This is a genomic window from Bradyrhizobium sp. LB11.1 (assembly GCF_040549385.1).
In the GTDB taxonomy this organism is placed as follows: domain Bacteria; phylum Pseudomonadota; class Alphaproteobacteria; order Rhizobiales; family Xanthobacteraceae; genus Bradyrhizobium.
The window spans coordinates 260,803-285,260 of sequence record NZ_JBEPTH010000001.1; the positions used below are offsets into that span (position 1 = coordinate 260,803).

Here is a 24,458-nt window from a genome sequence, read left to right on the forward strand (position 1 = left end):
GAAAGATTCTGGATTGCTTCGTCGCCACGCTCCTCGCAATGACGGTAGCGGCTACAGCCCCAGATACGCCTTTCGCACGTCGGGATTACCCCTGATCTCGGCTGCCGGCCCCTGCATCAGCACGCGGCCGGTTTGCAGGATGTAGGCGCGGTCGGCGATCTCCAGGCACTCGGCCATGCGCTGCTCGACGATCAGCACGGTCATGCCGGCGTCGCGGATGCTTTTCACCGCCTGGAAGATTTCATCGACCAGCTTCGGCATGATGCCCTGCGAGGGCTCGTCCAGCATCAGGAGCCGCGGGCGTGTCATCAGGGCGCGGCCGATCGCGAGCATCTGCTGCTCGCCACCGGAGAGCGTCTCCGCGCGCTGCTCGAGGCGTTCGGACAGACGCGGGAACAGCTTGAAGACGAGATCAAGCGGCCCCTGGCGATCCGCGTCGCCGCGATAGAGATAACTGCCGAGGCGAAGGTTGTCGCGCACCGAAAGGCGCGGAAACAGGCGGCGGTTTTCGGGCACGTAGGCGATGCCGGTGGCGGTGATGTGATGCTGCGCCATGCCATCGAGGCGTTTGCCATCGAACGTCACCGTGCCCGAACGCGGACGCTCCGCGCCGGCAATGGATTTCAGCAGCGTCGACTTGCCCGCGCCGTTGGCGCCGGCGACGCAGACGATCTCGCCCTTCTGGACCTCGATCGAGACCGCGGAGATCGCGACCAGGCCCTGATAGGCGGTCGTGACTTCATGCACCGACAGCATGACGATCTCCCAGATATGCGCTGATCACCTTGGGATCGCGAACGACGTCGGAAGGCTTGCCCTCGACCAGCACCTTGCCGAGGTCGAGCACGATGGCACGGTCGACCAGCGGCATCACGATCTCCATGACGTGCTCGACCATCAAGACGGTGATGCCGGCATCGCGCACCTTGCGCACCAGTGCCACACCCGTCTGCGCCTCGGTCGGCGTGAGGCCGGTGAGAACCTCGTCGAGCAGCAGCAATTTCGGTTCGGTCGCGAGCGCGCGCGCGACTTCGAGGCGCCGCTTCTCGGCCGGCACGAGGTCGCTCGCGAGCACGCCGGCGCGTGCGGCAAGGCCGGTGAACTCCAGCACCTCATGCGCCTTGCGGCGGGCCTCGCGCATTACGGTGTTGCGCACGAGCGCGCCGACAATGACGTTGTCGATGACCGTCATGGTCTCGAAACTCTTGACAACCTGGAAGGTGCGACCGACGCCGCGCTGGCAGCGCTCCGCCGCCGGCATTTTTGTCACGTCCTCGCCATCGAACCAGATCGAGCCTTGCGTAGGCGGCAGGACGCCGGCGATGAGATTGAACAGCGTCGACTTGCCGGCGCCGTTGGGGCCGATCAGCCCGACGATCTCGCCGCGGCCGACCGTGATCGAGACGTCGCTGTTGGCGACGAGGCCGCCAAACCGTTGCCAGACGCCGCGGGTTTCAAGGAGCGCGGTCATCGGGTGGCTCCCTTTGCTTTCGAACGGGAGAACAGGCTGACCAGACCCTGCGGTAGAGCCAGCGAGATCGCCACGATCAGCCCGCCGTAGACGATGAGGTCGACGCCACGCCCGGAGCCGCCGATGTAGGAGCGCGTCAGCTCCGTCATCGGGATCAGGATGGCTGCGCCGAGCACCGGGCCCCAGAGGGTGCCGATGCCGCCGAGCACGGCCGGCAGCGCCATCAGCAGCGAGAACTGGAAGCCCATGACACTCTCAGGATCGATATAGGCGAGAAACTGCGCGTAGAAGGCGCCGCCAACGGCGACGAGGAAGGCGGAGACGGCGGCCGCGCCCATTTTGGAGTTGAACACGACGACGCCCAGGCTTTCAGCCGCTTCCGGATTGTCCTTCACCGCGCGCCACCAAAAACCCCATTTGGAGTCTTCGAGGCACCAGGTCACGAACCAGGCAACGCTGCACAGCGCCAGAGCGAAATAGAAGTATGGCAGCTTGCTGCGCATGAACTGGAACTTCAGCCAGCTGTCGCCGCGCACGGAAATAGTGATTCCCATCGCAGCACCCGCCCATTCCCAGTTCTGGAACAGGAGCAGCCCGATCTCGGCGATGACGATGGTCGCGATCACGAAGTAATGGCCGCGCAGGCGGAAGAAGGGATAGCCGAGCCCCATCGCGATGACAGCCGCGATCACGCCGCCGGCGAGCATGCCGAACCACGGCAGTACGCCGAACTTCGTGAACAGAAGCTCGGTGGTGTAGGCGCCGATGCCGAAATAGAGTGCGTGCCCGAGTGAAATTTGCCCGCAATAGCCGGAGAGGATGTTCCAGCTCTGCGAGAGAGCCCCGTACATCAGGGTCAGGATCAGGATGTTCTGGACGTAGACGTCCTTGACGAACAGCGGCGCGAGCGCGGCCAGTGCGACCAGCACTGCGGCGATGATGAGATCGCGGCGGCGCCGCGCGGCAAAACTCTTGTCCATCACATCTGTCCGAACAGGCCGCGCGGCCGGATGAAGACGACGAGCAGATAGACGGCGTAGATACCGACCGATTTCAGCGAGGGCGGCAGCACCAATGCGGTGGTCGCTTCGACGAGGCCGACGATGATGCCGCCGGCAAAGGCGCCGAACACGCTGCCGAAGCCGCCGAGAGCGACGGTGACATAGGCGATTAGCGCAAAGGACGCGCCGACGTCGGGATAGATATAGAAGAAGCTTGCCATGATCGCTCCGGCGAGGCCGACCAGCGCGGCACCAAGCCCCCAGCCGAGCGCGAACACACGATTCTTGTCGATGCCGACGAGGGCCACCGCGCCGGGATCTTCACGGGTGGCCTCCAACGCGCGGCCGAAATCGGTGCGATGGATGAAGAAGTAGAGCCCGGCAAAGGCCAGGATCGAGACCAGCGCACCCATAAGCTGCGGCTCGGGCAAGAAGATGCCGGCGATTGAGATCGTCTTGCCGCCCAGCCAGGAATGCGGAACGCTGCGATAGTCCGGCGTGAAGAAGAACTGCGCGAGCCCGCGCATCACGATGGCGAGGCCAAAGGTGGTGAATATCTGCACCATGCCGGCATTGGCCTTGGCTCGCATGGCGAAGCGGACGACCAATAGATAGACAACCGCTCCGAACACGAAGAGCGCGGCGGCAACCAGCGGCGCCGACAGCAGGGGATCGATCGCGAAGAACGTGAACAAGAAGAAGCTCACATACATCGCGATCATCAGGAATTCGCCGTGAGCAAAGTTCACAACGTCCATCAGGCCGAAGATCAGCGCGAGGCCGACCGCAATCAGTCCGTAGAGCAGACCCATGAGAAGGCCGCTCGCGAGACTCTGGATAATGGCTTGGGCTGTCACCGGTGGTCCCCTGCTCGATACATCATCACATGCTCCGTCATTGCGAGCGAAGCGAAGCAATCCAGAAATGTCTCCCAGGAAGCAGTCTGGATTGCTTCGTCGCTTCGCTCCTCGCAATGACGATGCGGGAGCAGGTGGATCCTTTCAGCCGTCACGGCGCTTGGTTCCCACCCCGCGTGCGCAGCGTTTACTTCATCGGCCAGGTCGCTTCCGCGATCGCAGCCTGCGGCGGGAAGATGGTGACGAACTTGCCGCCGACATATTGCAGCAGCACCGGGTCGGCGTCGTTATTCTGGCCCATCTCGTCGAACTTGACGCGCTTCCAGGGCATGATGGTCTGCTCGCCCGGGATGTCGGTCGCGGCCAGCGCATCGCGGATTTTCTCGCCATCGGCCGACTTGGCGCGGTTGATTGCGTCGGCCAGGATGATCAGGCCCATGAACTGGCGCGAGGTGAGGTCGTTCAGATCCTTGCCCGACTTCGCCTTGAACATGTCGTTGACCTTGCCGACCATCGGGCGCTTCTGCGCGAGGTCGAGCGAGAAGGTGCCGCGGGAGATGACGCCTTCAAGCTTGTCGCCGACGGCGTCATAGAGCGCCTTCTCGGAGAAACCGGCGTCCTGCGCCACGATCGCGTTCGGCTTGTAGCCGAGTTCGGCCATGGTCTTGACCAGCAAGATGCCGTCGGTGGTGTAGCTCGAGGGCATCAGTACGTCTGCATTCGCGCTCTTGAGCTGCTGCACTTCGGCCGACAACGATGGCGAATTGGCGCGGTACTTGATGTCGGCGAGGATCTTGTAGCCGCGCTCGCCGGCGATCTTGGCCTGGGCGTTGCCGGAATCGGTGCCGAAGATGGTGTCTTCGTGGAACAGCGACAGCGTGTCGATCTTGGTGCCCTTCTTCTTTAGCGCGTCGAAGAAGTCGAACATCGCGGCCGAGTACATTTCGTCGTGCGGCGCGGCACGGAAGTAGTATTTCAGGCCGCGGCGATGCAGGCTCGGCGAGGAGTTGTCGGCCGAGACGAACGGGATCTGGTAGCGCTCGCAGATTTGGCTCACGGTGACGGCCACCGCGCTCTGATAGGTGCCGATGACGGCGGAGACCTTCTCCTGCGTGATCAGGCGCTCGGCTTCGGCGCGGCCCTTCTGCGGATCGGCCTGGTGGTCGGCAAACACGAGGCGAACCTTGGCGCCGCCGAGGCCCGGCAGGCCCTCGCCCTTCGCCAGCGGCAAATCGAAATCCGTGTCCTTGTTGATGACCTCGAGTGCGGTCTCATAAGCCTTCTGCGCGTCGACGCCCTGCTGTGCACTGCCGCCGGAGAACGGATAGATGACGCCAATTACGACTTCGGAGGTCTGGGCGCGTGCAGCAAGCGGCACCAGCGCAGCAGTGGCGGTAGCACCGAGCAGAACGTCGCGGCGAGAGATCGTCATGGCAGAGTCCCCTGTTATTGAATTTCGACTGATCGAATGAAACGATTGATCGATACCGTAAGGCCCGAAGAAGCAGCAAACGCTGCCTACTAAATCACGGCCATATTCCTGTTCTTGAGATCCGTCACCAGCATCAGGCCGGGCGAATGCGTGATCGCAAACGGGACCTTGGCAGCATTGATCACTGATTGCGGCGTCACGCCGCAGGCCCAGAATACCGGGATCTCGTCACCGGCGACAGGTACGGGATCACCGTAGTCGGGCTTCGTGATGTCCTTGATGCCGATCAGGTGCGGATGGCCGAGATGCACGGGCGCGCCGTGCACGGCGGGATAGCGCGAGGTGATCTGCACCGCGCGGATCGCATCGGCCGGCTTGAACGGACGCATCGAGACGACCATCGGCCCCGCGAACGGACTGGCCTCGCCGCAGGCAATATTGGTGCGATACATCGGCACCCGCACGTTCTGCTCGATGTGGCGGATCGGCATCCCTTCGTCGAGCAACGCTTCCTCGAACGAGAACGAGCAGCCGAGCACGAAGGTCACGAGATCATCGCGCCAATGTCTGGTCACGTCGGTCGGCTCGTCCACGACCTCGCCATCGCGCCAGACACGGTAGCGCGGCACATCGGTGCGGATATCGAGATCGGCGCCGAGCGCGGGAATGTGCGGGCTGCCGACATCGGACATGCCGATGATCGGGCACGGTTTCGGATTGAGCTGGCAGAAGCGATGGAAGGCGCTGGCGTATTCCGCCGGCAGGATCGCCAGATTGCCCTGGACGAAGCCGGGCGCGACTCCCGCGGTGGAACCGACCTCGCCGCTGCGATAGGCGAGCCGCGCCTGGCGACTCGGGAGGGTGTCAGGAGTTCCAGTTTGCTGCGCTGCCACCAAAACAGTCATGCGATCGACCTGCCTATGAACTCGACAAGCCTAGCCAACATCAAGCATACTATAAAGTCTAATCGTCCTTTCTAATCGATATCGATAAATCTATTTTATCGATCGGGAAAATTCTTCCAATGCTGGACTTCAGGTCGATCGAAACCTTCCTCTGGGTTGTGAAGCTCGGCAGCTTCCGCGGCGCCGCCGCGCGGCTCAATACGACCCAGCCGGCGATCTCCCAGCGCATCGCCCAGCTCGAACGCGAGATGGGTGTAAAACTCCTGAACCGCGATCATCGCGTGGCCTCGCCGACCCCGAGCGGCCGGCAGATGATGGTCTATGCGGAAAAGCTGATCGGCCTGCGCGCCCAGATGATCGCCGAGATCGGCGATCGATCGGCGATGCGCGGCGTGATGCGTCTCGGCGTTGCCGAGACCATCGTGCATACTTGGCTGCCGCGGCTGATGAAGAGCATGAACGAGGTCTATCCGAACTTGTCGCTGGAGATCGAGGTCGACATCACGCCGAACCTCACCGCGCGCCTGCTTGCACAGGAGATTGAGCTTGCCTTCGTGGTCGGACCGCTGTCGGCCTCGGGCGTGCACAACCGCGTGCTCGCCGACTACCCGATCGGCTTTCTCGCAAGTCCGTCACTCGGACTCGGCCATGGCCCGGTGACGCCCGCCGATCTCGCGCGATTTCCGATCATCACCTTCCCGCGCAAGACCAGGCCCTACGAGGTCGTGCGCGAGGTGTTCGACCGGCCGGACTTGCCGCCGATCCGCCTTCACGCCTCCGCCTCGCTTGCCACAGTGATCCACATGGCGGTGGAAGGGCTCGGCATCGCCGTGATCCCCGACGCCATCGTCGAGAACGAGCTCGCCGACGGTCGGCTGCAGTTGCTCGACACCGATCTGGAGATCGCGCCGCTGACATTCACGGCAAGCTGGCTCGCCTCGCCCGACGTCGTCGCGGTGGAACGCGTCGCCGATCTTGCATGTCAGATTGCGCAGAGCAGCCTCGCGGTTGACGCGCCCGCGCTGGCGCGTCATTGAAACGGGCGCCGGACAATCGAGAGAACGAACGCATGAGCCGAGCCGCCACTAATCTGCAAATCGATTCCGCCCGCCTCTGGGGCTCCATCCACGAGACCGCGCAGTTCGGCGCGACGGCCAAAGGCGGTGTACGGAGACTGACGCTGAGCAGCGAAGACAAGCAGGTTCGCGACTGGTTCCGAAAGGCCTGCGAGGACGCCGGCCTCGAAGTGCATGTCGATGCGCTCGGCTCGCAGTTCGGCCTGCGCAAGGGTCGCGACATGTCGAAGCTGCCCGTCGGCATCGGCTCACATCTCGACACCCAGCCGACCGGCGGCAAGTATGACGGCATCCTGGGCACGCTCGGCGCACTGGAAGTGATCCGCACACTGAATGACGCCGGAATCGAAACCGAAGCGCCGATCTGCATCGTCAACTGGACCAACGAGGAAGGCTCGCGCTTCGCGCCGGCGATGATGGCCTCAGCGGCCTATGTCGGCGATTTCACGACAGACGACATCCTGTCACGCAAGGACATCGACGGCACCACTGTCGGCCAGGCGCTCGACAGCATTGGCTATCGCGGTGAGAAGCCGGTCGGCTTCCAGAAGCTCGGCTGCTTCGTCGAGTTGCACATCGAGCAGGGCCCGATCCTCGAAGCCGAGGGCAAGACCATTGGCGTGGTCGATTCCGGTCAGGGTGTGCTGTGGTACGACGGCAAGATTTCCGGCTTCGAGAGCCATGCGGGCTCGACGCCGATGCCGTTGCGGCGCGATGCGCTGGCGACGCTCTCCGAGATCGTGCTGGCGATGGAAAGCATTGCCGGGAAGCACGGCCCCAAAGCGGTCGGCACCATCGGTGAGGCCGTGATCGCAAATCCGTCGCGCAACGTCATTCCCGGTGAGATCGCCTTCACCATGGACTGCCGCAGCGCCGATGGCGCGATCATGGATGCGTTGGACCACGATCTGCGCGCAGCCATTGACGAGATCGCCACGCGCCGCAAGGTCGAGGTCAAGATTGATCTCGTCTGGCGCAAGCCGCCGACGCACTTCGACCCGAAGCTCATTGCTGCGGTCGAGAACGCCGCCAAGACGCTCGGCTATTCCTCTCGCCGCATCACCTCCGGCGCCGGCCACGACGCCTGCAACCTCAACACCGTCATGCCGGCGGCGATGGTGTTCGTGCCCTGCAAGGACGGTATCAGCCACAACGAGCTGGAAGATGCGACGCAGCCCGACTGCGCCGCGGGCACCAACGTGCTGATGCACACCGTGCTGGCGATCGCCGGCGTCGCATCCTGATCGGAGACAGACATGCGCGGAGTTTTCGCCGACGCCAATGAAGCGCTTGCCGTGATCATGGAGCGGCTGGAGAAGCCTGGCGATCCCAAGGTGCGGATCCACCGGAATCCCGACATCAAGCCCGAGCAATATCCTGACATCCTCGACGGCGCCGAGATTGCGATCGTCGACCACACCGCGCTGCCGACCGAGGTGGCGAAGAAATGCACGGGCCTCAAGCACGTCGTGTTCCTCGGCACCGGCGCGCGCAGCTACATGAATCCGGAGGAGCTCGCCGAGCTCGGCATCTCCGTGCATCTGATCAAGGGCTATGGCGACACGGCCGTGGCTGAATCCGCGATCGCTCTGATGTGGTCCTCGGCCCGCGTCATCGCGATGATGGATCGCGAGATGCGCGCCGGCAATTGGCTGCGTGAGGACGGCATGCAGCTCACCGGCAAGACACTCGGCCTGATCGGCTTCGGCGGTATCGCCGCCGAGGTCGCACGCATCGCATCCGGCAGCGGTATGAAGGTGATCGCCTGGAATCGCTCGCCGAAGACCCATCCCGGCGTCGAATTCACCGATCTCGACACACTACTGGCGCGAAGCGACGTCGTGTCGCTGCACCTGCTGCTCAATGATGAGACGCGCGGCATGATCACCCGCGAGACAATCGCGAAGATGAAGCCGGGCGTCGTCTTCATCAACACCGCCCGCGGCGCCATCGTCGACGAGCAGGCGATGATCGACGCGCTGAAGTTGGGCCACATCCGTCACGCTGGCCTCGATGTCTTCAATATCGAGCCGCTGCCTGCGGACCATCCTCTGACCAGGATTCCGAACGTGACACTGTCGGCGCATTCGGCGTTCCGCACGCCGGAAGCGAGTGAGAACCTGATTGAAGCGGCATGGGTCCATTGCCGCCGGATCGTGAAAGGATAAGAGCAACAACAATGGCCGACTATCGCACCATCAAGGCAGAACCGCTCACCAACGTCATCCGTGCCATCGTCAGGGCGGGCGGGTCTACGGACCGCGAGGCCGAGCTCGTGTCCACCAATCTCGTCGAGGCCAATCTCAGGGGACATGACTCACACGGCGTCGGCATGATCCCGCGTTATGTCCAGAGTGTCACCACCGGCGGCCTGGCCGTGAACCAGCACGTCAAGATCGTGCTCGACACCGGTCCGCTTCTCACCCTCGACGGCCTCACCGGCTACGGCCAGGTGATCGGCCATGAAGCGATGGAGCTGGCGGCAGAGCGCGCCAAGCGCAATGGCGTGTGCCTCGTCGGCCTCTCCAACGCGCACCATATCGGCCGCATCGGCCATTGGGCCGAGCAGTGCATCGACCACGGGCTGGTCTCGATCCACTTCGTCAACGTGATCTCGCGCCCGATCGTGGCGCCTTGGGGCGGCAGCGATGCGCGCCACGGCACCAACCCGTTCTGCGTCGGCATCCCGCGCAGGGGCAAAGACCCCATCGTGCTCGACTTCGCCACCAGCAGGATCGCGCAGGGCAAGACCCGCGTCGCCCACAACAAGGGCGTCGAACTCGAGCCCGGCACTATCATCGACAACGAGGGCAAGCCCACCGTCAATCCGCGCTATACCGTGATTCCGCCGCACGGCGCCATCCTGCCGTTCGGCGAGCACAAGGGTTCGGGGCTCGCGCTGGTGTGCGAAATCCTCGGCGGCGCGCTCTCTGGCGGGCAGGTGGTCAAGGGCCCGTCCGACGGAAAGCACAACGTCCTCAACGGCATGCTCTCGATCATCATCGATCCGGGCAAGCTTGGCACCGGAGAAAACCTGGCGCGCGAAGTCGAGAGCTTCGTCGCCTGGCATACCGGCTCGCCACCCGGCCCCGGCGTCGACAAGGTCAAGATCGCCGGCGAGCCCGAGCGCGAGACCAAGAGGAAGCGCCTGGCCGAAGGCATCCCGGTCGATCCGACGACCTGGCAGGAAATTTTGGCGGCCGGGAAGACGTTCGGGCTGGGTGAGGCTGCGATCGAGAAGATCGCGGGCTGATTGATCCGATGCGGCGCGCTGCCTTCCTTCTCCCCTTGTGGGAGAAGGTGGCGCGAAGCGCCGGATGAGGGGTATCTATCCGCGAACTCATTGTGAGCGGTGTCTGCTGAGAGATACCCCTCACCCGTCTCGCCGCTGCGCGGCGAGCCACCCTCTCCCACAAGGGGAGAGGGAAACAGGCGCCTTAGTCCACCATATCCGCAACGGCGGTGCCGCAGGCCGTGGTGTCGGCGTTGCCGCCTAGGTCCTTGGTGCGCAGCGTACGCTCGGCAAGCGTGCGCTCGATCGCATCGACGATCGACTTGCCGGCGACTTTCTCGCCGAGATGCTCGAGCATCATTGCGCCCGACCAGATCGCGCCGATCGGGTTCGCAATGCCCTGCCCCGCGATGTCTGGCGCCGAGCCGTGCACCGGCTCGAACACCGACGGGAAATGCCCCTCAGGATTGATATTGCCCGACGGCGCGATGCCGATGGTACCGGTGCAGGCCGGACCGAGATCGGAGAGGATGTCGCCGAACAGATTGGAGCCGACGACGACGTCGAACCAGTCCGGATGCAGCACGAAGTTCGCCGTCAGAATGTCGATGTGGTACTTGTCCCACTTCACGCCCGGAAACTTCTTCGCCATCGCCTCCACGCGCTCGTCCCAATAGGGCATGGTGATGGAGATGCCGTTCGACTTCGTCGCCGAGGTCAAATGCTTCTTCGGCCGCGACTGAGCAAGCTCGAAAGCGAACTTCAGGATGCGGTCGACGCCGGTGCGGGTCATCACCGTTTGCTGTGTCACGAACTCGCGGTCGGTGTCGGGGAACATGCGACCGCCGACGGAGGAATACTCACCTTCGGTGTTCTCGCGCACGACCCAGAAATCGATATCGCCGGGCTTGCGGCCCGCCAGCGGCGACGGGACGCCGGGCATCAGCCGCACCGGACGCAGATTCACATACTGGTCGAACTCGCGGCGAAACTTGATCAGCGAGCCCCACAGCGAGACGTGATCCGGGATTTTGGCCGGCCAGCCGACAGCGCCAAAATAGATCGCGTCGTGCTTGCCGATCTTCTCTTTCCAATCGTCCGGCATCATCTGGCCGTGCTTCTCGTAATAGTCCCAGGACGAGAAGTCGAAATGGTCAAAATGCAAGGCGACACCGTGCTTCTTCGCAGCTGCCTCCAGAACGCGCAGGCCTTCCGGCATCACTTCCTTGCCGATGCCGTCACCTGGGATGACCGCGATCCGGTATTGTTTCTTGCTCATCGAGAACGTCCTTGGTTGATCCGGCAGCCGCCGCCTTTTTTGACCGCACTGCAATGGACCAAAGTCAGCGACAGCGCAACGCTGCACTGCAATGTTGACCATGGCGCGGCCGTGCGCCTACTGATTTCATCCTTATTCCTCTCCTGCGAGTACCCCTCATGGATCTGCATCTGCGTGGCAAGCGCGTCCTGATCACAGGCGCGTCCAAGGGCATTGGCGCAGCCGCCGCCGAGGCGTTTGCCGAGGAAGGCGCAAACCTCCTGCTCGCTGCCCGCAGCGGCGATCAGCTCAAGGCGCTGGCCGACCGCCTGCGCTCCGCGCACCAGATCGATACCGCGACGAGCATCGTGGACCTGCGCAAAGCCGAAGACATTACGCGGCTCGCCAAGGAGGCCGCCGATATCGACGTGCTCGTCAACAATGCCGGCGACATTCCCGGCGGCTCCATAGACAAGATCGACGAGCCGACCTGGCGCCACGCCTGGGAATTGAAGGTGTTCGGCTATATCAACCTGACGCGGCAGATCTACGCGCAGATGAAGGCGAAGGGCGGCGGCGTTATCGTCAACGACATCGGCGCTGCCGGCGAAAAATTCGACGCCAATTATGTCTGCGGGAGCGCCGGCAATGCGGCGCTGATGGCTTTCACCCGTGCGCTCGGTGGAAAAAGCCTCGCCGACAACATCCGCGTGGTCGGCATCAATCCCGGCCCTGTCGGCACCGACCGTCACGTCACGCTGCTGAAGACGCGGGCAACGCACCAGTTCGGCGACGAGAACCGCTACAAGGAATTCCAGAAGGGCCTGCCGCTCGGCCGCCCTGCGCATGCGCGTGAAATCGGCGACCTCATGGCGTTCCTGGCCTCGGATCGCGCGGGCTATACGTCCGGCGTAATCTACACGGTCGACGGCGGCATCAGCGCCGGGTGGGGCTAGATTTCTCCGTCATTGCGAGCGCCGCGAAGCAATCCAGAATCTCACCGCGGAAAGACTCCGGATTGCTTCGCTGCGCTCGCAATGACGGAATGCTTGGTAACAGAGGAGTAAAATAATTGTCTCAGGACCTGATCCGCGAAACGGCCTGCGCCGTCGTCGACAAGCTGCGCTCCGGCGACGTGTCTCCACTCGAGCTGCTGGATGTGGTGGAGAAGCGCATCAGCGAGGTCGACGGCAAGGTCAACGCACTACCGACGCTATGCTTCGACCGCGCGCGGACCAACGCGAAGGCGCTGATGCAGAAGCCGGCCGGCGCGCGTGGGTTGCTGGCGGGCCTGCCGCTGCCGATCAAGGATCTGACCGATGTCGCGGGCGTGCTGAACACACAGGGCTCGCCGATCTTCAAGGACAACATCGCTGCGACGTCCGACCTCATGGTCGAGAATCTCGAGGCCAATGGCGCAGTCGTCTACGCCAAATCCAACACGCCGGAATTCGGCGCCGGCGCCAACACCTTCAACGAAGTGTTCGGCGCGACCCTCAATCCCTGGGATGTTTCGAAGTCGGCGGCCGGCTCCTCCGGCGGCGCCGCGGTGGCGCTTGCCACCGGCATGGCCTGGCTGGCGCAGGGCTCGGACATGGGCGGCTCCTTGCGTAGCCCCGCGGCTTTCTGCGGCGTGGTCGGCATGCGGCCGAGCATCGGCCGCGTCGCGGATACCCCCAAATCGGGCATCGATCGCAATCTCGGCGTCGTCGGCCCGATGGCCCGCAATGTCGAGGACCTCGCACTGCTGCTCGACGCCATGAGCGGCGACTATGCAGACGATCCGCTGTCGCTGCCAGCGCCTGCAACCTCTTTCCTGTCGGCCGCGCGCTCGGGCGGCAAGCCGAAGCGTATCGCCTACTCTGCCAATCTCGGCATCACACCGGTTGATCCCGAGGTGAAGGCGATCACACGCAAGGCGGCAGAGCGCTTTGCGGAAGCCGGCGCCATCGTCGAGGAGGCGCATCCGGACTGGCGCGAGGCGCATGAATGCTTCCATGTGCTGCGCGCCTTCGATTTCGCGATCACCAAGGCGAATCTGCTGCGCACCAAGCGCGACCTGCTCAAGCCCGAGGTGATCTGGAACATCGAGGAAGGCCTCAAGCTGACGGTCGAGCAGCTCGCACGCGCCGAAGCACAGCGCGTCGGCATGACCGCGCGCGCGATCGAGTTCTTCAAGACCTACGATCTGCTGCTGACGCCGACCACGATCGTGCCGCCCTTCCCGATCGGGGACCGCTATGTCGCGGAATGCGCCGGCAAGACATTCGAGAATTATGTCGAGTGGCTCGGCATCGTCTACGCGATCACGCTCGCCTGCTGCCCGTCGCTGTCGCTGCCCTGCGGGTTCACCGCCTCGGGCTTGCCGGTCGGCGTGCAGGTCGTCGGCGCACCGCGTGCGGATGCGCAGGTGATTGCGGGCGCGAAGGTGCTGGAGGATATTCTGGGCCTGCGCGGGCAGACGCCGATTGATCCGCGGATGAAGAGGTAGCTTCTCTCGTGCGCCGGACGTAGCGCAGCGCTCCTTCGCGGTGCGCTGCAGAGCCGCGACACGAGAAGCCTTCACCTCGCGCTGGTCGCCTCCAGGCTCCGGCTATAGCGCGACATTGCAAAGCAGAAGACGAAATAGATCGCGGCGACGAAGATGTAGACCTCCACCGAAAACTGCTGCCAGGCCGGATCGATGATCGCGGTCTTGGCCGTGGTCAGCAGATCGAAGATGCCGATGATCAGCACGAGGCTGGTGTCCTTGAAGAACGCGATGAAGGTGTTGACCAGCGGCGGAATGACGTGGCGGATCGCCTGCGGCAAGACCACCAGCCGGTGCTTGCGCCAATAGGACAGCCCCAGCGCGTCCGCAGCCTCATATTGCCCGCGCGGCACGGCCTGAAGGCCGCCGCGGATGACCTCGGCAAGATAGGCGCCCGCGAACAGGATGATCGCGATCTGCGCCCGCAGCAGCTTGTCGATGTTGAACCCGCTCGGCATAAACAGCGGAAACATCACGCTCGCCATGAACAGGAGGCTCACCAGCGGCACGCCGCGGATCAGTTCGACATAGAGCACCGAGAGCGAGCGGATCGCCGGCAGCCTTGAGCGCCGGCCGAGCGCAACCAGAATGCCGAGCGGGAAACCAAACGCCAATCCAGACGTCGCCAGGATCAGCGTTACCGGCAAGCCGCCCCAACGATCCTGCGAGACGAAGGAAAGTCCGAACACCCCGCCCCACATCAGCACGCTGATCAGCGCGAGCGCGCCGATCCACAGATAGGCCAACTCGCGCCGCCACAAGGCGCGGCGCGAGGAAAGAAAAAATAGTCCGATGAACAGCACGACCGACAGCGCGGGCCGCCACTGTTCGTCGAACGGATAAGTGCCGAACAAGATAAAGCGGTATTTCTCCGGGATAATGGCCCAACAGGCGCCAAGGCCACGCACGGCTTTGCAGGCGCTGGAATCGTTAGCCGGCGTGAGCCAGACCGCGTTGGCGATGCCCCACTGCGCGAAGCTGATCACGCCTTTTGCGAGCACCGCCAGCAGGACGACCGAGAGGATGCCGTTCGGGATCGAGGAGAACAAATTGGTGCGCAGCCAGCGCAGCGCCGGATTACCGATTTGCGGACGGCGGGCGGCACGCGGCACCTCTGGAATATCGGTGATCGCTGTCATGCTCAGCGCTCCGCCAGCGCGATGCGCGCATTGTACCAGTTCATGAAGAAGCTGATGCCGAGGCTTATTGTCAGGAACACCGCCATGATCAACGAGATCGCCTCGATCGCCTGCCCGGTCTGGTTCAGCGTGGTGTTCGCAATCGAGACCACGTCCTGATAGCCGATCGCGACGGCGAGCGAGGAGTTCTTGGTCAGATTGAGATACTGGCTCGTCATCGGCGGCACGATCACGCGCAGCGCCTGCGGCAGGATGATCTGCCGCAACATGAAGCTGCGGCGCAGACCAAGCGCGCTGCCGGCATCCCACTGACCGCGCGGCACCGACTGAATGCCGCTGCGCACGATCTCGGCGATGAAGGCCGACGTGTAAGTCACGAGTGCGATCAGCAGCGCGAAATATTCCGGCGCGAGCGTCAGTCCGCCGACGAAGTTGAAGCCGCGCAGCTCAGGCCATTCGACCTTCCAGGACACGCCAAGCAACAGCGATACCGCCGCCGGCAGCGCGACAATGAAGCCAAGCGCAAAGGGCCACGCCGGCCGCGGCTTGCCGTCGTGCATCTGCTGGGCGACCAGCCAGCGCTGAATAACATAGAACGCGGCGCATCCCAGCAGGGCCGTGCCGAACACCCAGAGCTGTGGCGAGCCAACCGGGATCGCCGGCAGGATCAGGCCGCGATTGGAGAGGAATACGCCTTCGACCGGCCGCCACGCGGCGCGCGCCGCCGGCAAGGCCTGCATCAGCACGTACCAGAACAGCAACTGAAGCAGCAGCGGAATGTCGCGCAGGACCTCGACGTAGACGGCAGCGAACCGCGACAGCAACCAGTTCGCCGACAGCCGCGAGATGCCGATCAGAGTGCCCAGAATGGTCGCAAGCACGATGCCGATCACGGCGACGCGCAGCGTGTTGGCGACGCCGACGACGAAGGCCCAGAGGTAGCTGTCTCTCGGATTGTAGGCGAGCAGGCTGTCGGCGATCGGCATCCCGGCCTCGCGACCGAGAAAAGCAAAGCCGGTGGTGATGCGGCGGGCCGAAAGGTTGGTGACGGTGTTGGACCAGAGGAAGACGATGACGGCGACCGCAATGCCGACCACCAGCACCTGCCAGAACAGGCCTTTCAATTCATTTGGCCCAAGCGCGCCGAACAAGCGACGGCGCGGTGGTGGCCTGGGTTCATCTGAGGTCACAGCGCAAAAATCCTTCTCAAGAGCAACGATTTCCGGCGGCGCACGTCAACTGTTGCACCAAACCGAAAATCGTGCAACAAATGTTTCATGGCCGAGCCTGCGAAATTCTCGCCCTTGAGCGAACTCCGCATTGCGTTGCCGTCGCTCCCGATGCGGCTGCAGGAGGTCGGGCGGTTTGTCGCGGCCAATGATTACGATGCCACCACGCGTTCGATGCGCGACCTCGCGGCGGAAGCCGGCGCCGATCCCGCCGCGTTTACGCGCCTTGCAAAAGCGATCGGCTATTCCGGCTGGGACGAATTGCGCGCCGCGCTCACCGAGGCTCGGCGGCCGTCGCAGACGTCACCCTTCTCCGGCCGCGCCAGAAGCCGCCGTCACGGACCGAACGCCGACGTCACACTCGTCGCGGACAAGCTTGAGGCCGAAGCCGCGGGCCTGCCGCGGATCTCCGCCCACGCGATCGCGGACGCGGCCCGCACCCTCCACGATGCAAAACGGATCTGGATCACCGGCTATCGCAGTTGCCGCAGTGTCGCAGAACTGTTGAATTACGAGCTCCGGCTCTTCCGACCCGAACAGGTACAACTCGTTGGCGTGTCCGGCCCCGACGATCTCGATCTCGGCGCGTTCCGGCCCGGCGAAGCCGTCATCGTCATCGGCTTCCTGCCTTACACACATGCCAGCGTCCGCGTGGCGCAAGCCGCTCATCGCAGCGGCGCAGCCCTGATTGCGATCGCTGATAGCCTCTCAGCGCCAATGGCCGAGGGCGCCGACCACGTGTTGCTGTTCGAGGCGGCTTCCTCGCCTGGCTTCTTCCCGAGCCTCACGGGGGCGCTCGCGATTGCACAGTCGCTGGCCGCGGTGACGTTCTCGCTCGGCGGCGCCGCCGCCAAAAAGCGCCTTCAGGATACCGAGGCACGGCTCGCCGCGGCCTCGACCTACGTCCCAGAGAAAGGTTGACCCATGAGCACCCGCACCAGCCGCGTGCTGCATCGCTCGTTGCGTGAGACGCCCCCCAAGGCGATCGGCGGCGAAGGCGTCTATCTCTTTGCCGAGGACGGACGCCGTGTGATCGACGCGTCCGGCGGCGCGGCGGTGTCCTGCCTTGGCCATCAGCATCCGCGTGTGATCGCTGCGATGGCGAAGCAGGCCTCAACGCTCGCCTATGCCCACACCGCCTTCTTCTCCTCCGAGCCGGCCGAGGCCCTCGCCGAGACTCTGGTCGGCCATGAACCCGGCGGTCTTGCCTATGCTTATTTCGTCAGCGGCGGATCGGAGGCGATCGAAGCCAGCATCAAGCTCGCGCGACAATATTTCATCGAGCGCGGCGAGCCGCAGCGGCAGCATTTCATCGCGCGGCGGCAGAGCTATCACGGCAACACACTCGGGGCGCTCGCCGCCGGTGGCAATGCCTGGCGCCGCGCGCCGTATGCGCCGTTGCTCTCCGCTGCGTTCAGCCACGTAACGCCGGCCTTTGCCTATCACGAGAAGCACGACGGCGAATCCGATACACAGTTCGTGGCGCGGCTCGCCGCGGAGCTTGAAGCCGAGTTTCAGCGGCTTGGCCCCAACACCGTTGCCGCATTCCTGGCGGAGCCGGTCGTCGGCGCCACCGCTGGCGCGGTGACGGCGCCGGACGGCTACTTCAAAGCCGTGCGTGAGATCTGCAACCGGCATGGCGCGCTGCTCATCCTTGACGAGGTGATGTCTGGCATGGGCCGCACCGGCACGACGCACGCATGGGAACAGGAAGGCATTGCGCCTGACATCCAGGCGATCGCGAAGGGCCTCGGCGGTGGTTACCAGCCGATCGGCGCAATGCTCGCGAGCGGCAAGATCATCGACACCATCCGCTCCGGCTCCGGAGCGTTCCAGCACGGCCATACTTATCTGGCACACCCCCTCGCCTGCGCGGCTGCGCTCGCGGTGCAGGATGTGATCCGCGAGGATAATATGCTTGAGCAAGTGAAGCAGCGCGGCCGACAGCTCGAGCAGCGACTTACCGAACGATTCGGCAATCACCGCCATGTCGGAGATATCAGGGGTCGCGGGCTGTTTTGGGCCATCGAGCTCGTGGCCGATCGCGCCGGCCGCACATCGTTCGATCCGGCGCTCAAGTTGAACCAGAAGATCAAGGCGGAAGCTTTCGCCAACGGGCTCGGCTGCTATCCCGGCGGTGGCACCGTGGACGGCGTCCGTGGCGATCATGTGCTGCTTGCGCCGCCCTATATCGTTTCGGCTGACGAAATCGATCGGATCGTCGACAAGCTCGGCACGGCCGTCGACAATGTGTTGCGTAGTGTCAATCACTGAGGGGAGAGTAGCATGACGAGGACAATGATTATCACGGCGGGCGTGCTCGCAGCATCGACGGTGGTCGCGCAGGCGGCGACGCTCGACACGGTCAAGAGCCGCGGCACGCTGGTGTGCGGCGTCAGCGCCGGCTTTGCCGGCTTCTCGGCGCCGGACTCGCAAGGCAATTACAAGGGCCTCGACGTCGATTATTGCCGCGCGCTCGCGGCCGGCGTGCTCGGCGATCCCAACAAGGTGCGTTATGTTTCGCTGACCGCGCAGAACCGCTTCACTGCGCTGCAATCGGGCGAGATCGACGTGCTCTACCGCAACTCGACGCAAACCTATTTGCGCGGCGTCACGCTCGGCCTGCGGCAGGGTCCGATCAACTTCTACGACGGCCAGGGTTTTGTCGTAAAGAAGGACCTCGGCGTGAAGGAGATCAAGGACCTCAAGGGCGCCACCGTTTGCGTCGCGCAGGGCACCACGCATGAAGTCACGCTCGGCGATTACGGCCGTGCCAATGGCATCGACTGGAAGCCGCTGGTGTTCGACCGCGTCGACACCATGTACCAGACGTTCTTCGGCGGCCGCTGCGATGCCATGACGCAGGACGCCTCCGCACTTGCGGGTGCCGTCACCACTGCGGCGCCGAACCCGGACGACTATGTTGTGTTGCCGCAGACCATCAGCAAGGAGCCGCTCGGCCCCTTCACGCGCAACGGCGACGAGGTCTGGAGCGACATCATCACCTGGCTGCATTACGGCCTGATCGAGGCTGAGGAGCTTGGCGTCACCCAGGCCAATGTTGACGAAATGACGAAGTCGCAGACACCCGCCATCCAGCGTCTGCTGGGCGCCTCCGGCGATCTCGGCTCGCGGCTCGGTCTCGACAACAAATGGCTCGTCACGACGATCAAGGCCACGGGCAATTACGGCGAGATTTATGAGCGCAATGTCGGCAAGGCGAGCCCGCTCAAGCTCGAGCGCGGCCTCAACGGGCTCTGGAGCAAGGGCGGCTTGATGTACGCCGTGCCGTTCAAGTAAAGAGCCCTCACTCCAACCCTCTCCCCGAAAGTACGGGGAGAGGGCGAAAAGAAAATCATGCGCATCGCCTTGATCCACGCCCTCAAGCACTCCATCGCCCCGATCGAGGCGGCGTTCGCGCAGGCGTGGCCGGAGGCGCGGCTGATGAACCTGCTCGACGACAGCCTGTCGGCGGATTTGGCGCGCGACGGCGCGCTCAACGATGCCATGACCGAGCGCTTTCTTGCGCTCGGCGATTATGCGGCGGCGACCGGGGCGAATGCGATCCTGTTCACCTGCTCGGCCTTCGGCCCGTGCATCGAGGCGGTTGCGCGGGCCCATGCGCCGATGCCGGTGCTGAAGCCAAACGAGGCCATGATCGAGCGGGCGGTGACGATGGGCAAGCGTATCGGCCTGCTCTCGACCTTCCCGCCGACGCTGGTCTCGATGCCGCCGGAGTTTCCGGCCTCCGTCCAGATCGTGCCAAAACTGGCCGAAGGCGCCCTGGCAGCGCTCGACCGCGGTGACCGCGCCACGCATGACCGACTGATGGTCGAGGCGTCAAAGGACCTGCGCGATTGCGACGTCATTGCGCTAGCCCAGTTCAGCATCGCGGCAACGGCACCGCTGGTTGCAGAAGCCACCGGCCGTCCCGTCGTAACGACGCCGGACAGTGCGATCGAGAAGCTGATGCGGCTGCTGAAAGAAAAGGCTTAAGCGCCCGCCTTCTTCCGGCGCTGCGCGTCCTTGATCGCAACGGCGAGCGCGGCCTTCGTTTCGTTCACAAAGTCCTCAACCAGCTCCTCGCGCGTGGCATGTGCGGCCTCGCCGGTGAAGAGGCCCTGCTCGGCCAGCATCACCACGCCATGCAGCGCCGCCCAGATCTTGAGGGCCTGCCGCTCGCGCAAATATCCGACCGCAGGCGTTTCCAGCGCCTCGATCACAAGCTCAAACGTCTCGCGCGTGGCCTCATGCAGCTCGCTGCCCTTGACAGCGCAAGAGACGGTGCGGGACGCGAACATCAGGCGGTAGACGCCGTTACGACGCAGACCGAAGTCGAGCGTCGCCTGCGCCAGTCGCGACAATTTCGATTGCTTCGACGGCTTCGCCATCGCCTCGCGCAGCAGCGCGCTGAACTGCCGGAACGCCTCTGCCGTCACGGCGGCGAGCAGCGCATCGCGGTCAGCAAAATGGCGGTACGGCGCTGGTTGCGAGACACCGAGCTGCTTTGCCAGCGCCTTGATGCTGATCGCTTCCGCCCCGCCCTGCTCCGCCTCGCGCAACGCAGCCTTGATCAAGGCGTCGCGGAGATCGCCATGGTGGTAGGTGTTTTCGGGCTTTCGAGCGAGTTGTGAACGCATGTTACGGCGAAGCCTATAAGTTTGCGCTTGACAGGGGAAGCCTGTCGCGAATGTAATAGCATATAACTTAGAATAAGCGGCAAGTGCCGTAGACAATATTGACAAGAGGAACGCGTCGCCCTTCGGGCCACGCGCATGCGACCGAGGGAGCCGCAATGGCAGAACGACTGAAGGTTCACGTCGATCCCGACAAATGCCAGGGCCACGCGCGCTGCAAGGCGCTGGCGCCGGAGCTGTTCGAGCTCGACGAGTACGGCAACGCCCATGAGGCCGGAGACGGCACAGTTCCACCAGGCCTCGAAGACAAGGCCTGGCTTGCCAAATCGAATTGCCCGGAAATCGCGATCGATGTGATCGAGGAGTAGCGCGGCCTCTGCCGCGCGCCTCGCGTGCCTTCAGCGAACACGAGCCCCAAGGGATTTCCGGATATGTCCGACGTCAGCCAGCCCGCCGCCCATCCGCCCGTAACCGACTGGGTCAACGATTTCGACCACACCGATCCGCAATGGACGGACGATCCATTCCCGATCTGGGAAGAGCTGCGGGCGGCAGGTCCGGTCGTGCATACCGAGCGCTTTCTCGGCTGCTACATGCCGACGACCTATGAGGCCGTTCGCGAAATCGCCAACGATACCGAGCATTTTTCGTCGCGCCGTATCATCGTCCGCAACGTCCGGTCCGAGGTCGCACGGAACGCGGCCCCGCCGATCACGTCCGATCCGCCCGTGCACAAGCCGGCCAAGCAATTGCTGCTGCCGCCCTTCACGCCGGATGCGATGAGGAAGCTGGAACCGCGAATGCGCGCGATCTGCAACGAACTGATCGACGGCTTCATCGCCGACGGCAAGGTCGACGCCGCAACACGCTACAGCAAGTACATTCCGGTTCAGGCCATTGCGCACATGCTCGGCATTCCCGAGAGCGACAGCGATCTCTTCATCAACTGGATCCACATGATCCTCGAGCTCGGCATCAAGGACGAGACCAAGCTGCTCCAGGCCGTACAGGAGATGAGCGCCTATTTCAGGACGCATATCGAGGAGCGGAGGTCGAAGCCGACCAACGACCTCATCTCCTATCTGATGAATGCCAAGGACAAGGAAGGCCAGCCGCTGGAGGAGTCGCACGTGCTGGGCTCGCTACGTCTGCTTCTGATCGCCGGCATCGACACCACCTGGAGCGCGATCGGTTCCTCGCTCTGGCACCTCGCTCGAACGCCGGCCGACCGCGAACGTCTGATCGCCGAGCCCGAGTTGATCCCGACCGCCGTGGAGGAGCTGCTGCGCGCCTACTCGCCGGTCACCATGGCGCGCGAGGTTGTCAAGGACACAACGATTTCGGGCTGCCCGGTCAAAGCGGGCAACATGGTGTTGCTGTCCTTCCCTGCAGCGAACCGCGACCCGAAGATGTTTCCGGACGCTGACAAGGTCGTGATCGACCGGCGAGAGAATCGCCACGCCGCCTTTGGCCTCGGCATCCACCGCTGCGTCGGTTCCAATTTGGCGCGGATGGAGATGCAGGTCGCGCTCGAGGAATGGCTGAAGCGGATTCCGGACTTCCGGCTCGACCCGGCAGGCACCGTGACCTGGTCGCAGGGCACGGTCAGAGGCCCCCGCCAGTTGCCATTTTTGCTCGGAAAGACGATGTAAGCTCCCAGACAGGATTCTGGGAGGCCGGACGTGACTGTGCAAGCAACCCAACCGGGCTCCGACCAATTCGACATCGCCGACGCCAAGCGCCGGATCAAGGCGATCTTTATTGGCTCGATCGGCAATCTCGTCGAATGGTACGATTTTTACGCCTATACGGCGTTTGCGCTCTATTTCGCGCCTGCCTTCTTCCCCGGCAGCGATCCCGTGGTGCAGCAACTGAACGTTGCCGTGGTGTTCGCGGCAACCTTCCTGATGCGCCCGCTGGGGGGCTGGTTGTTCGGGTATATCGCCGATCACTACGGGCGACGGATCTCGCTGACACTGTCGGTCGTCTTCATGTGCTTCGGCTCGCTGATCATCGCGCTGACGCCGACCTATGCCACCATCGGCTTTGCGGCACCGGTGATCCTGGCGCTCGCCCGCGTGATCGAGGGCCTCAGCCTCGGCGGCGAATACGGTGCCAGCGCCACGTATCTGAGCGAGGTCGCCGATCCCAAGCATCGCGGCTTCTATTCGAGCTTTCAATACGTCACGCTGATCGGCGGCCAGCTCACCGCCATCATCGTGCTGCTTCTCCTGCAAAAGGTCTTCCTGACGCCGGAGGAACTGAGGGCCTGGGGCTGGCGCATCCCGTTCGCGATCGGCGCCATGCTCGCCATCTTCGCCGCAGTGATGCGGCGCGGCCTGCACGAGACCGAGGCGTTCGAGGAAGCCAAGAAGGTGGTGAAGCCAACCGGCTCGATAGCGAATCTTCTGAAATATCCGCGGGAGCTTTTGCTGGTCGTCGGCCTGACAGCGGGCGGCACCGCGGCATTCTACACCTTTACCACCTACATGCAGACCTTCGTAAAACTCTCGGTCGGGCTGACCGAGGACCAGACCACTTTCGTGATCTTCGGCACTCTGATCTTCGCGACCATCCTGCAACCGATCTACGGCGCGATTTCCGACAAGATCGGCCGCAAGCCGCTGCTGATTTTCTTCGGTGTCGCCGGCACGCTCGCGACCGTGCCGCTACTGATGACGTTGAAGGAGACCAAATCGCCCTTCATGGCGTTCATACTGATCTGCTGCGCCTGGCTGTTCGTCGCCGGCTACACCTCGATCAACGCTGTGGTGAAGGCGGAGCTGTTCCCGACCAACGTCCGCGCCCTCGGCGTCGGCCTGCCCTATGCCATCACGGTCTCGATCTTCGGCGGCACGGCGCCTGCAATCGCGCTCTACTTCAAAACCATCGGGCACGAGGAATGGTTCTACTATTATCTCGCCGGCGTCATCTGCCTGTCGCTGATCATCTATTCCACCATGCGCGACACCAAGCACGCCTCCGCGATGCATCGCCACGAGTAGCCGATTCACGAGTAGAACATGGCCGACGAGACGCCATCCGACAGCAAGCTGACGCGCTCCAAGGAGAAATGGGCGCGCGAGGGCCGGTTCCTCACCGGCAAGATCACCCGCCCGGAGGACCAACGGCTGCCGCCCGGCCAGCATCTCACCAAGGACTGGCCCGTGCTCGATCTCGGGGTCATGCCGCCGATCTCGCGCGAGCGCTGGCGGCTCGACGTCTATGGCGCAATCGAAAATCCCGTGTTCTGGACCTTTGCCGAATTCACGGCGCAAAGGCAGGATCAATTCACCTCCGACATCCATTGCGTGACGACCTGGTCGCGCTACGACAATGAGTGGGAAGGACTAGCGACACGCGAGCTGCTGGCGGCCTGCCAGCCGCGTGACGATGCGCGCTTCGTCGTTCTGCATTCCCATGATGGCTACACCACCAACCTCGCGCTGGAAGACTTTGCCGCCGAGGACGCGCTGCTCGCCCATAGCTGGTCGGGCGAGCCGCTGTCGGACGAGCATGGCGGCCCGGTGCGGCTGGTCGTGCCGCATCTCTATTTCTGGAAGAGCGCGAAGTGGCTCCAGGCCATCGAATTCCTGACCGACGACGCGCCGGGCTTCTGGGAAGTCCGCGGTTACCATAACCGCGGCGATCCCTGGGCCGAGCAGCGTTATTCAGGCGACTAGGTTCAAGC

The 24,458-nt window shown here is 63.8% G+C and carries 24 protein-coding genes; 14 read left to right on the forward strand and 10 right to left on the reverse strand.

Annotated elements, in window-relative coordinates:
• Positions 1 to 51: 51 nt before the first annotated feature.
• The 6 genes from ABIA96_RS01140 to ABIA96_RS01165 all read right to left on the reverse strand — a co-directional run bounded on the left by ABIA96_RS01140 (position 52) and on the right by ABIA96_RS01165 (position 5,666).
• Positions 52 to 756 carry an ABC transporter ATP-binding protein gene (locus tag ABIA96_RS01140; RefSeq protein ID WP_354135177.1) on the reverse strand — a complete coding sequence of 235 codons (705 nt, stop codon included), beginning with the start codon at positions 754 to 756 and terminating at the stop codon, positions 52 to 54.
• A complete protein-coding gene (locus ABIA96_RS01145; protein ID WP_354135178.1) occupies positions 740 to 1,471 on the reverse strand; it encodes an ABC transporter ATP-binding protein in 732 nt (243 codons plus the stop codon). The genes ABIA96_RS01140 and ABIA96_RS01145 overlap by 17 nt, the downstream gene beginning before the upstream one ends.
• The gene (locus ABIA96_RS01150) at positions 1,468 to 2,451 is read right to left on the reverse strand and encodes a branched-chain amino acid ABC transporter permease (RefSeq protein WP_354135179.1); all 984 of its coding nucleotides are present in this window, start codon (positions 2,449 to 2,451) and stop codon (positions 1,468 to 1,470) included. Before ABIA96_RS01150 ends, ABIA96_RS01145 begins: the two co-directional genes overlap by 4 nt.
• The gene (locus tag ABIA96_RS01155; RefSeq protein WP_354135180.1) at positions 2,451 to 3,329 is read right to left on the reverse strand and encodes a branched-chain amino acid ABC transporter permease; all 879 of its coding nucleotides are present in this window, start codon (positions 3,327 to 3,329) and stop codon (positions 2,451 to 2,453) included. The genes ABIA96_RS01150 and ABIA96_RS01155 overlap by 1 nt, the downstream gene beginning before the upstream one ends.
• 187 nt (positions 3,330 to 3,516) lie before the next feature.
• Complete coding sequence (locus ABIA96_RS01160; protein WP_354135181.1) at positions 3,517 to 4,761, reverse strand: ABC transporter substrate-binding protein; 1,245 nt, start codon at positions 4,759 to 4,761, stop codon at positions 3,517 to 3,519.
• Between the two features lie 89 nt (positions 4,762 to 4,850).
• Positions 4,851 to 5,666: a putative hydro-lyase gene (locus tag ABIA96_RS01165; RefSeq protein WP_354135182.1), complete on the reverse strand. Its 816-nt coding sequence runs from the start codon at positions 5,664 to 5,666 to the stop codon at positions 4,851 to 4,853.
• A gap of 119 nt (positions 5,667 to 5,785) precedes the next feature.
• Here ABIA96_RS01165 and ABIA96_RS01170 point away from each other — a divergent pair, with 119 nt between their 5' ends.
• From ABIA96_RS01170 to ABIA96_RS01185, 4 genes are read left to right on the forward strand one after another with little or no spacing between them, the layout of a single operon-like run.
• Positions 5,786 to 6,703 (forward strand): LysR family transcriptional regulator, encoded by a 918-nt coding sequence (locus ABIA96_RS01170; protein WP_354135183.1) that lies wholly within the window; start codon positions 5,786 to 5,788, stop codon positions 6,701 to 6,703.
• A gap of 32 nt (positions 6,704 to 6,735) precedes the next feature.
• Positions 6,736 to 7,986: a Zn-dependent hydrolase gene (locus ABIA96_RS01175; protein ID WP_354135184.1), complete on the forward strand. Its 1,251-nt coding sequence runs from the start codon at positions 6,736 to 6,738 to the stop codon at positions 7,984 to 7,986.
• 12 nt (positions 7,987 to 7,998) lie between these two features.
• Positions 7,999 to 8,910, forward strand: coding sequence for an NAD(P)-dependent oxidoreductase (locus tag ABIA96_RS01180; RefSeq protein ID WP_354135185.1), 912 nt, complete (start codon positions 7,999 to 8,001; stop codon positions 8,908 to 8,910).
• A gap of 11 nt (positions 8,911 to 8,921) precedes the next feature.
• The gene (locus ABIA96_RS01185; protein ID WP_354135186.1) at positions 8,922 to 9,995 is read left to right on the forward strand and encodes a malate/lactate/ureidoglycolate dehydrogenase; all 1,074 of its coding nucleotides are present in this window, start codon (positions 8,922 to 8,924) and stop codon (positions 9,993 to 9,995) included.
• A gap of 184 nt (positions 9,996 to 10,179) precedes the next feature.
• Here ABIA96_RS01185 and ABIA96_RS01190 read toward each other — a convergent pair whose 3' ends face one another.
• Positions 10,180 to 11,253 carry a tartrate dehydrogenase gene (locus tag ABIA96_RS01190; protein WP_354135187.1) on the reverse strand — a complete coding sequence of 358 codons (1,074 nt, stop codon included), beginning with the start codon at positions 11,251 to 11,253 and terminating at the stop codon, positions 10,180 to 10,182.
• A 158-nt stretch (positions 11,254 to 11,411) separates the two neighbouring features.
• On the opposite strand from ABIA96_RS01190, the gene ABIA96_RS01195 reads away from it, so the two are divergent.
• Together ABIA96_RS01195 and ABIA96_RS01200 are read left to right on the forward strand one after the other, a co-directional pair.
• The gene (locus ABIA96_RS01195) at positions 11,412 to 12,188 is read left to right on the forward strand and encodes an SDR family oxidoreductase (RefSeq protein WP_354135188.1); all 777 of its coding nucleotides are present in this window, start codon (positions 11,412 to 11,414) and stop codon (positions 12,186 to 12,188) included.
• 116 nt (positions 12,189 to 12,304) lie between these two features.
• Entirely contained in the window at positions 12,305 to 13,723 is a 1,419-nt protein-coding gene (locus ABIA96_RS01200) for an amidase (protein ID WP_354135189.1), read from the forward strand.
• A 71-nt stretch (positions 13,724 to 13,794) separates the two neighbouring features.
• On the opposite strand, the gene ABIA96_RS01205 is transcribed toward ABIA96_RS01200, so the two are convergent.
• A complete protein-coding gene (locus ABIA96_RS01205) occupies positions 13,795 to 14,901 on the reverse strand; it encodes an amino acid ABC transporter permease (RefSeq protein WP_354135190.1) in 1,107 nt (368 codons plus the stop codon).
• A gap of 2 nt (positions 14,902 to 14,903) precedes the next feature.
• On the reverse strand, positions 14,904 to 16,091 hold the full coding sequence (locus tag ABIA96_RS01210) for an amino acid ABC transporter permease (RefSeq protein ID WP_354135191.1): 1,188 nt from the start codon (positions 16,089 to 16,091) through the stop codon (positions 14,904 to 14,906).
• Positions 16,092 to 16,178: 87 nt separating this feature from the next.
• Between ABIA96_RS01210 and ABIA96_RS01215 the strand changes: the two genes are divergently transcribed.
• Genes ABIA96_RS01215 through ABIA96_RS01230 form a run of 4 tightly spaced genes read left to right on the forward strand, consistent with a single transcriptional unit; the run spans position 16,179 to position 20,126 of the window.
• Complete coding sequence (locus tag ABIA96_RS01215) at positions 16,179 to 17,051, forward strand: MurR/RpiR family transcriptional regulator (RefSeq protein ID WP_354135192.1); 873 nt, start codon at positions 16,179 to 16,181, stop codon at positions 17,049 to 17,051.
• Between the two features lie 3 nt (positions 17,052 to 17,054).
• Complete coding sequence (locus ABIA96_RS01220) at positions 17,055 to 18,404, forward strand: aspartate aminotransferase family protein (protein ID WP_354135193.1); 1,350 nt, start codon at positions 17,055 to 17,057, stop codon at positions 18,402 to 18,404.
• A 12-nt stretch (positions 18,405 to 18,416) separates the two neighbouring features.
• The gene (locus ABIA96_RS01225) at positions 18,417 to 19,430 is read left to right on the forward strand and encodes an amino acid ABC transporter substrate-binding protein (protein WP_354135194.1); all 1,014 of its coding nucleotides are present in this window, start codon (positions 18,417 to 18,419) and stop codon (positions 19,428 to 19,430) included.
• Between the two features lie 57 nt (positions 19,431 to 19,487).
• Positions 19,488 to 20,126: an aspartate/glutamate racemase family protein gene (locus tag ABIA96_RS01230; RefSeq protein ID WP_354135195.1), complete on the forward strand. Its 639-nt coding sequence runs from the start codon at positions 19,488 to 19,490 to the stop codon at positions 20,124 to 20,126.
• Here ABIA96_RS01230 and ABIA96_RS01235 read toward each other — a convergent pair.
• Complete coding sequence (locus ABIA96_RS01235; RefSeq protein WP_354135196.1) at positions 20,123 to 20,770, reverse strand: TetR/AcrR family transcriptional regulator; 648 nt, start codon at positions 20,768 to 20,770, stop codon at positions 20,123 to 20,125. The two genes, ABIA96_RS01230 and ABIA96_RS01235, sit on opposite strands and share 4 nt — an antisense overlap.
• 155 nt (positions 20,771 to 20,925) lie before the next feature.
• Here ABIA96_RS01235 and ABIA96_RS01240 point away from each other — a divergent pair, with 155 nt between their 5' ends.
• From ABIA96_RS01240 to ABIA96_RS01255, 4 genes are all read left to right on the forward strand, one after another.
• The gene (locus ABIA96_RS01240) at positions 20,926 to 21,135 is read left to right on the forward strand and encodes a ferredoxin (RefSeq protein WP_018648108.1); all 210 of its coding nucleotides are present in this window, start codon (positions 20,926 to 20,928) and stop codon (positions 21,133 to 21,135) included.
• 63 nt (positions 21,136 to 21,198) lie between these two features.
• Entirely contained in the window at positions 21,199 to 22,419 is a 1,221-nt protein-coding gene (locus ABIA96_RS01245) for a cytochrome P450 (protein WP_354135197.1), read from the forward strand.
• A 30-nt stretch (positions 22,420 to 22,449) separates the two neighbouring features.
• The gene (locus tag ABIA96_RS01250; protein WP_354135198.1) at positions 22,450 to 23,772 is read left to right on the forward strand and encodes an MFS transporter; all 1,323 of its coding nucleotides are present in this window, start codon (positions 22,450 to 22,452) and stop codon (positions 23,770 to 23,772) included.
• An 18-nt stretch (positions 23,773 to 23,790) separates the two neighbouring features.
• Positions 23,791 to 24,450: a sulfite oxidase-like oxidoreductase gene (locus ABIA96_RS01255; RefSeq protein ID WP_354135199.1), complete on the forward strand. Its 660-nt coding sequence runs from the start codon at positions 23,791 to 23,793 to the stop codon at positions 24,448 to 24,450.
• Positions 24,451 to 24,458 lie beyond the last annotated feature (8 nt).

Excerpts from the sequence above, each read along its gene's own strand:
- ABIA96_RS01140 (WP_354135177.1), bottom strand. The coding sequence starts at position 756 with ATGCTGTCGGTGCATGAAGTCACGACCGCCTATCAGGGCCTGGTCGCG.
- ABIA96_RS01145 (WP_354135178.1), bottom strand. The coding sequence starts at position 1,471 with ATGACCGCGCTCCTTGAAACCCGCGGCGTCTGGCAACGGTTTGGCGGC.
- ABIA96_RS01150 (WP_354135179.1), bottom strand. The coding sequence starts at position 2,451 with ATGGACAAGAGTTTTGCCGCGCGGCGCCGCCGCGATCTCATCATCGCC.
- ABIA96_RS01160 (WP_354135181.1), bottom strand. The coding sequence starts at position 4,761 with ATGACGATCTCTCGCCGCGACGTTCTGCTCGGTGCTACCGCCACTGCT.
- ABIA96_RS01165 (WP_354135182.1), bottom strand. The coding sequence starts at position 5,666 with ATGACTGTTTTGGTGGCAGCGCAGCAAACTGGAACTCCTGACACCCTC.
- ABIA96_RS01170 (WP_354135183.1), top strand. The coding sequence starts at position 5,786 with ATGCTGGACTTCAGGTCGATCGAAACCTTCCTCTGGGTTGTGAAGCTC.
- ABIA96_RS01175 (WP_354135184.1), top strand. The coding sequence starts at position 6,736 with ATGAGCCGAGCCGCCACTAATCTGCAAATCGATTCCGCCCGCCTCTGG.
- ABIA96_RS01180 (WP_354135185.1), top strand. The coding sequence starts at position 7,999 with ATGCGCGGAGTTTTCGCCGACGCCAATGAAGCGCTTGCCGTGATCATG.
- ABIA96_RS01185 (WP_354135186.1), top strand. The coding sequence starts at position 8,922 with ATGGCCGACTATCGCACCATCAAGGCAGAACCGCTCACCAACGTCATC.
- ABIA96_RS01190 (WP_354135187.1), bottom strand. The coding sequence starts at position 11,253 with ATGAGCAAGAAACAATACCGGATCGCGGTCATCCCAGGTGACGGCATC.
- ABIA96_RS01195 (WP_354135188.1), top strand. The coding sequence starts at position 11,412 with ATGGATCTGCATCTGCGTGGCAAGCGCGTCCTGATCACAGGCGCGTCC.
- ABIA96_RS01205 (WP_354135190.1), bottom strand. The coding sequence starts at position 14,901 with ATGACAGCGATCACCGATATTCCAGAGGTGCCGCGTGCCGCCCGCCGT.
- ABIA96_RS01215 (WP_354135192.1), top strand. The coding sequence starts at position 16,179 with ATGGCCGAGCCTGCGAAATTCTCGCCCTTGAGCGAACTCCGCATTGCG.
- ABIA96_RS01220 (WP_354135193.1), top strand. The coding sequence starts at position 17,055 with ATGAGCACCCGCACCAGCCGCGTGCTGCATCGCTCGTTGCGTGAGACG.
- ABIA96_RS01225 (WP_354135194.1), top strand. The coding sequence starts at position 18,417 with ATGACGAGGACAATGATTATCACGGCGGGCGTGCTCGCAGCATCGACG.
- ABIA96_RS01230 (WP_354135195.1), top strand. The coding sequence starts at position 19,488 with ATGCGCATCGCCTTGATCCACGCCCTCAAGCACTCCATCGCCCCGATC.
- ABIA96_RS01235 (WP_354135196.1), bottom strand. The coding sequence starts at position 20,770 with ATGCGTTCACAACTCGCTCGAAAGCCCGAAAACACCTACCACCATGGC.
- ABIA96_RS01240 (WP_018648108.1), top strand. The coding sequence starts at position 20,926 with ATGGCAGAACGACTGAAGGTTCACGTCGATCCCGACAAATGCCAGGGC.
- ABIA96_RS01245 (WP_354135197.1), top strand. The coding sequence starts at position 21,199 with ATGTCCGACGTCAGCCAGCCCGCCGCCCATCCGCCCGTAACCGACTGG.
- ABIA96_RS01255 (WP_354135199.1), top strand. The coding sequence starts at position 23,791 with ATGGCCGACGAGACGCCATCCGACAGCAAGCTGACGCGCTCCAAGGAG.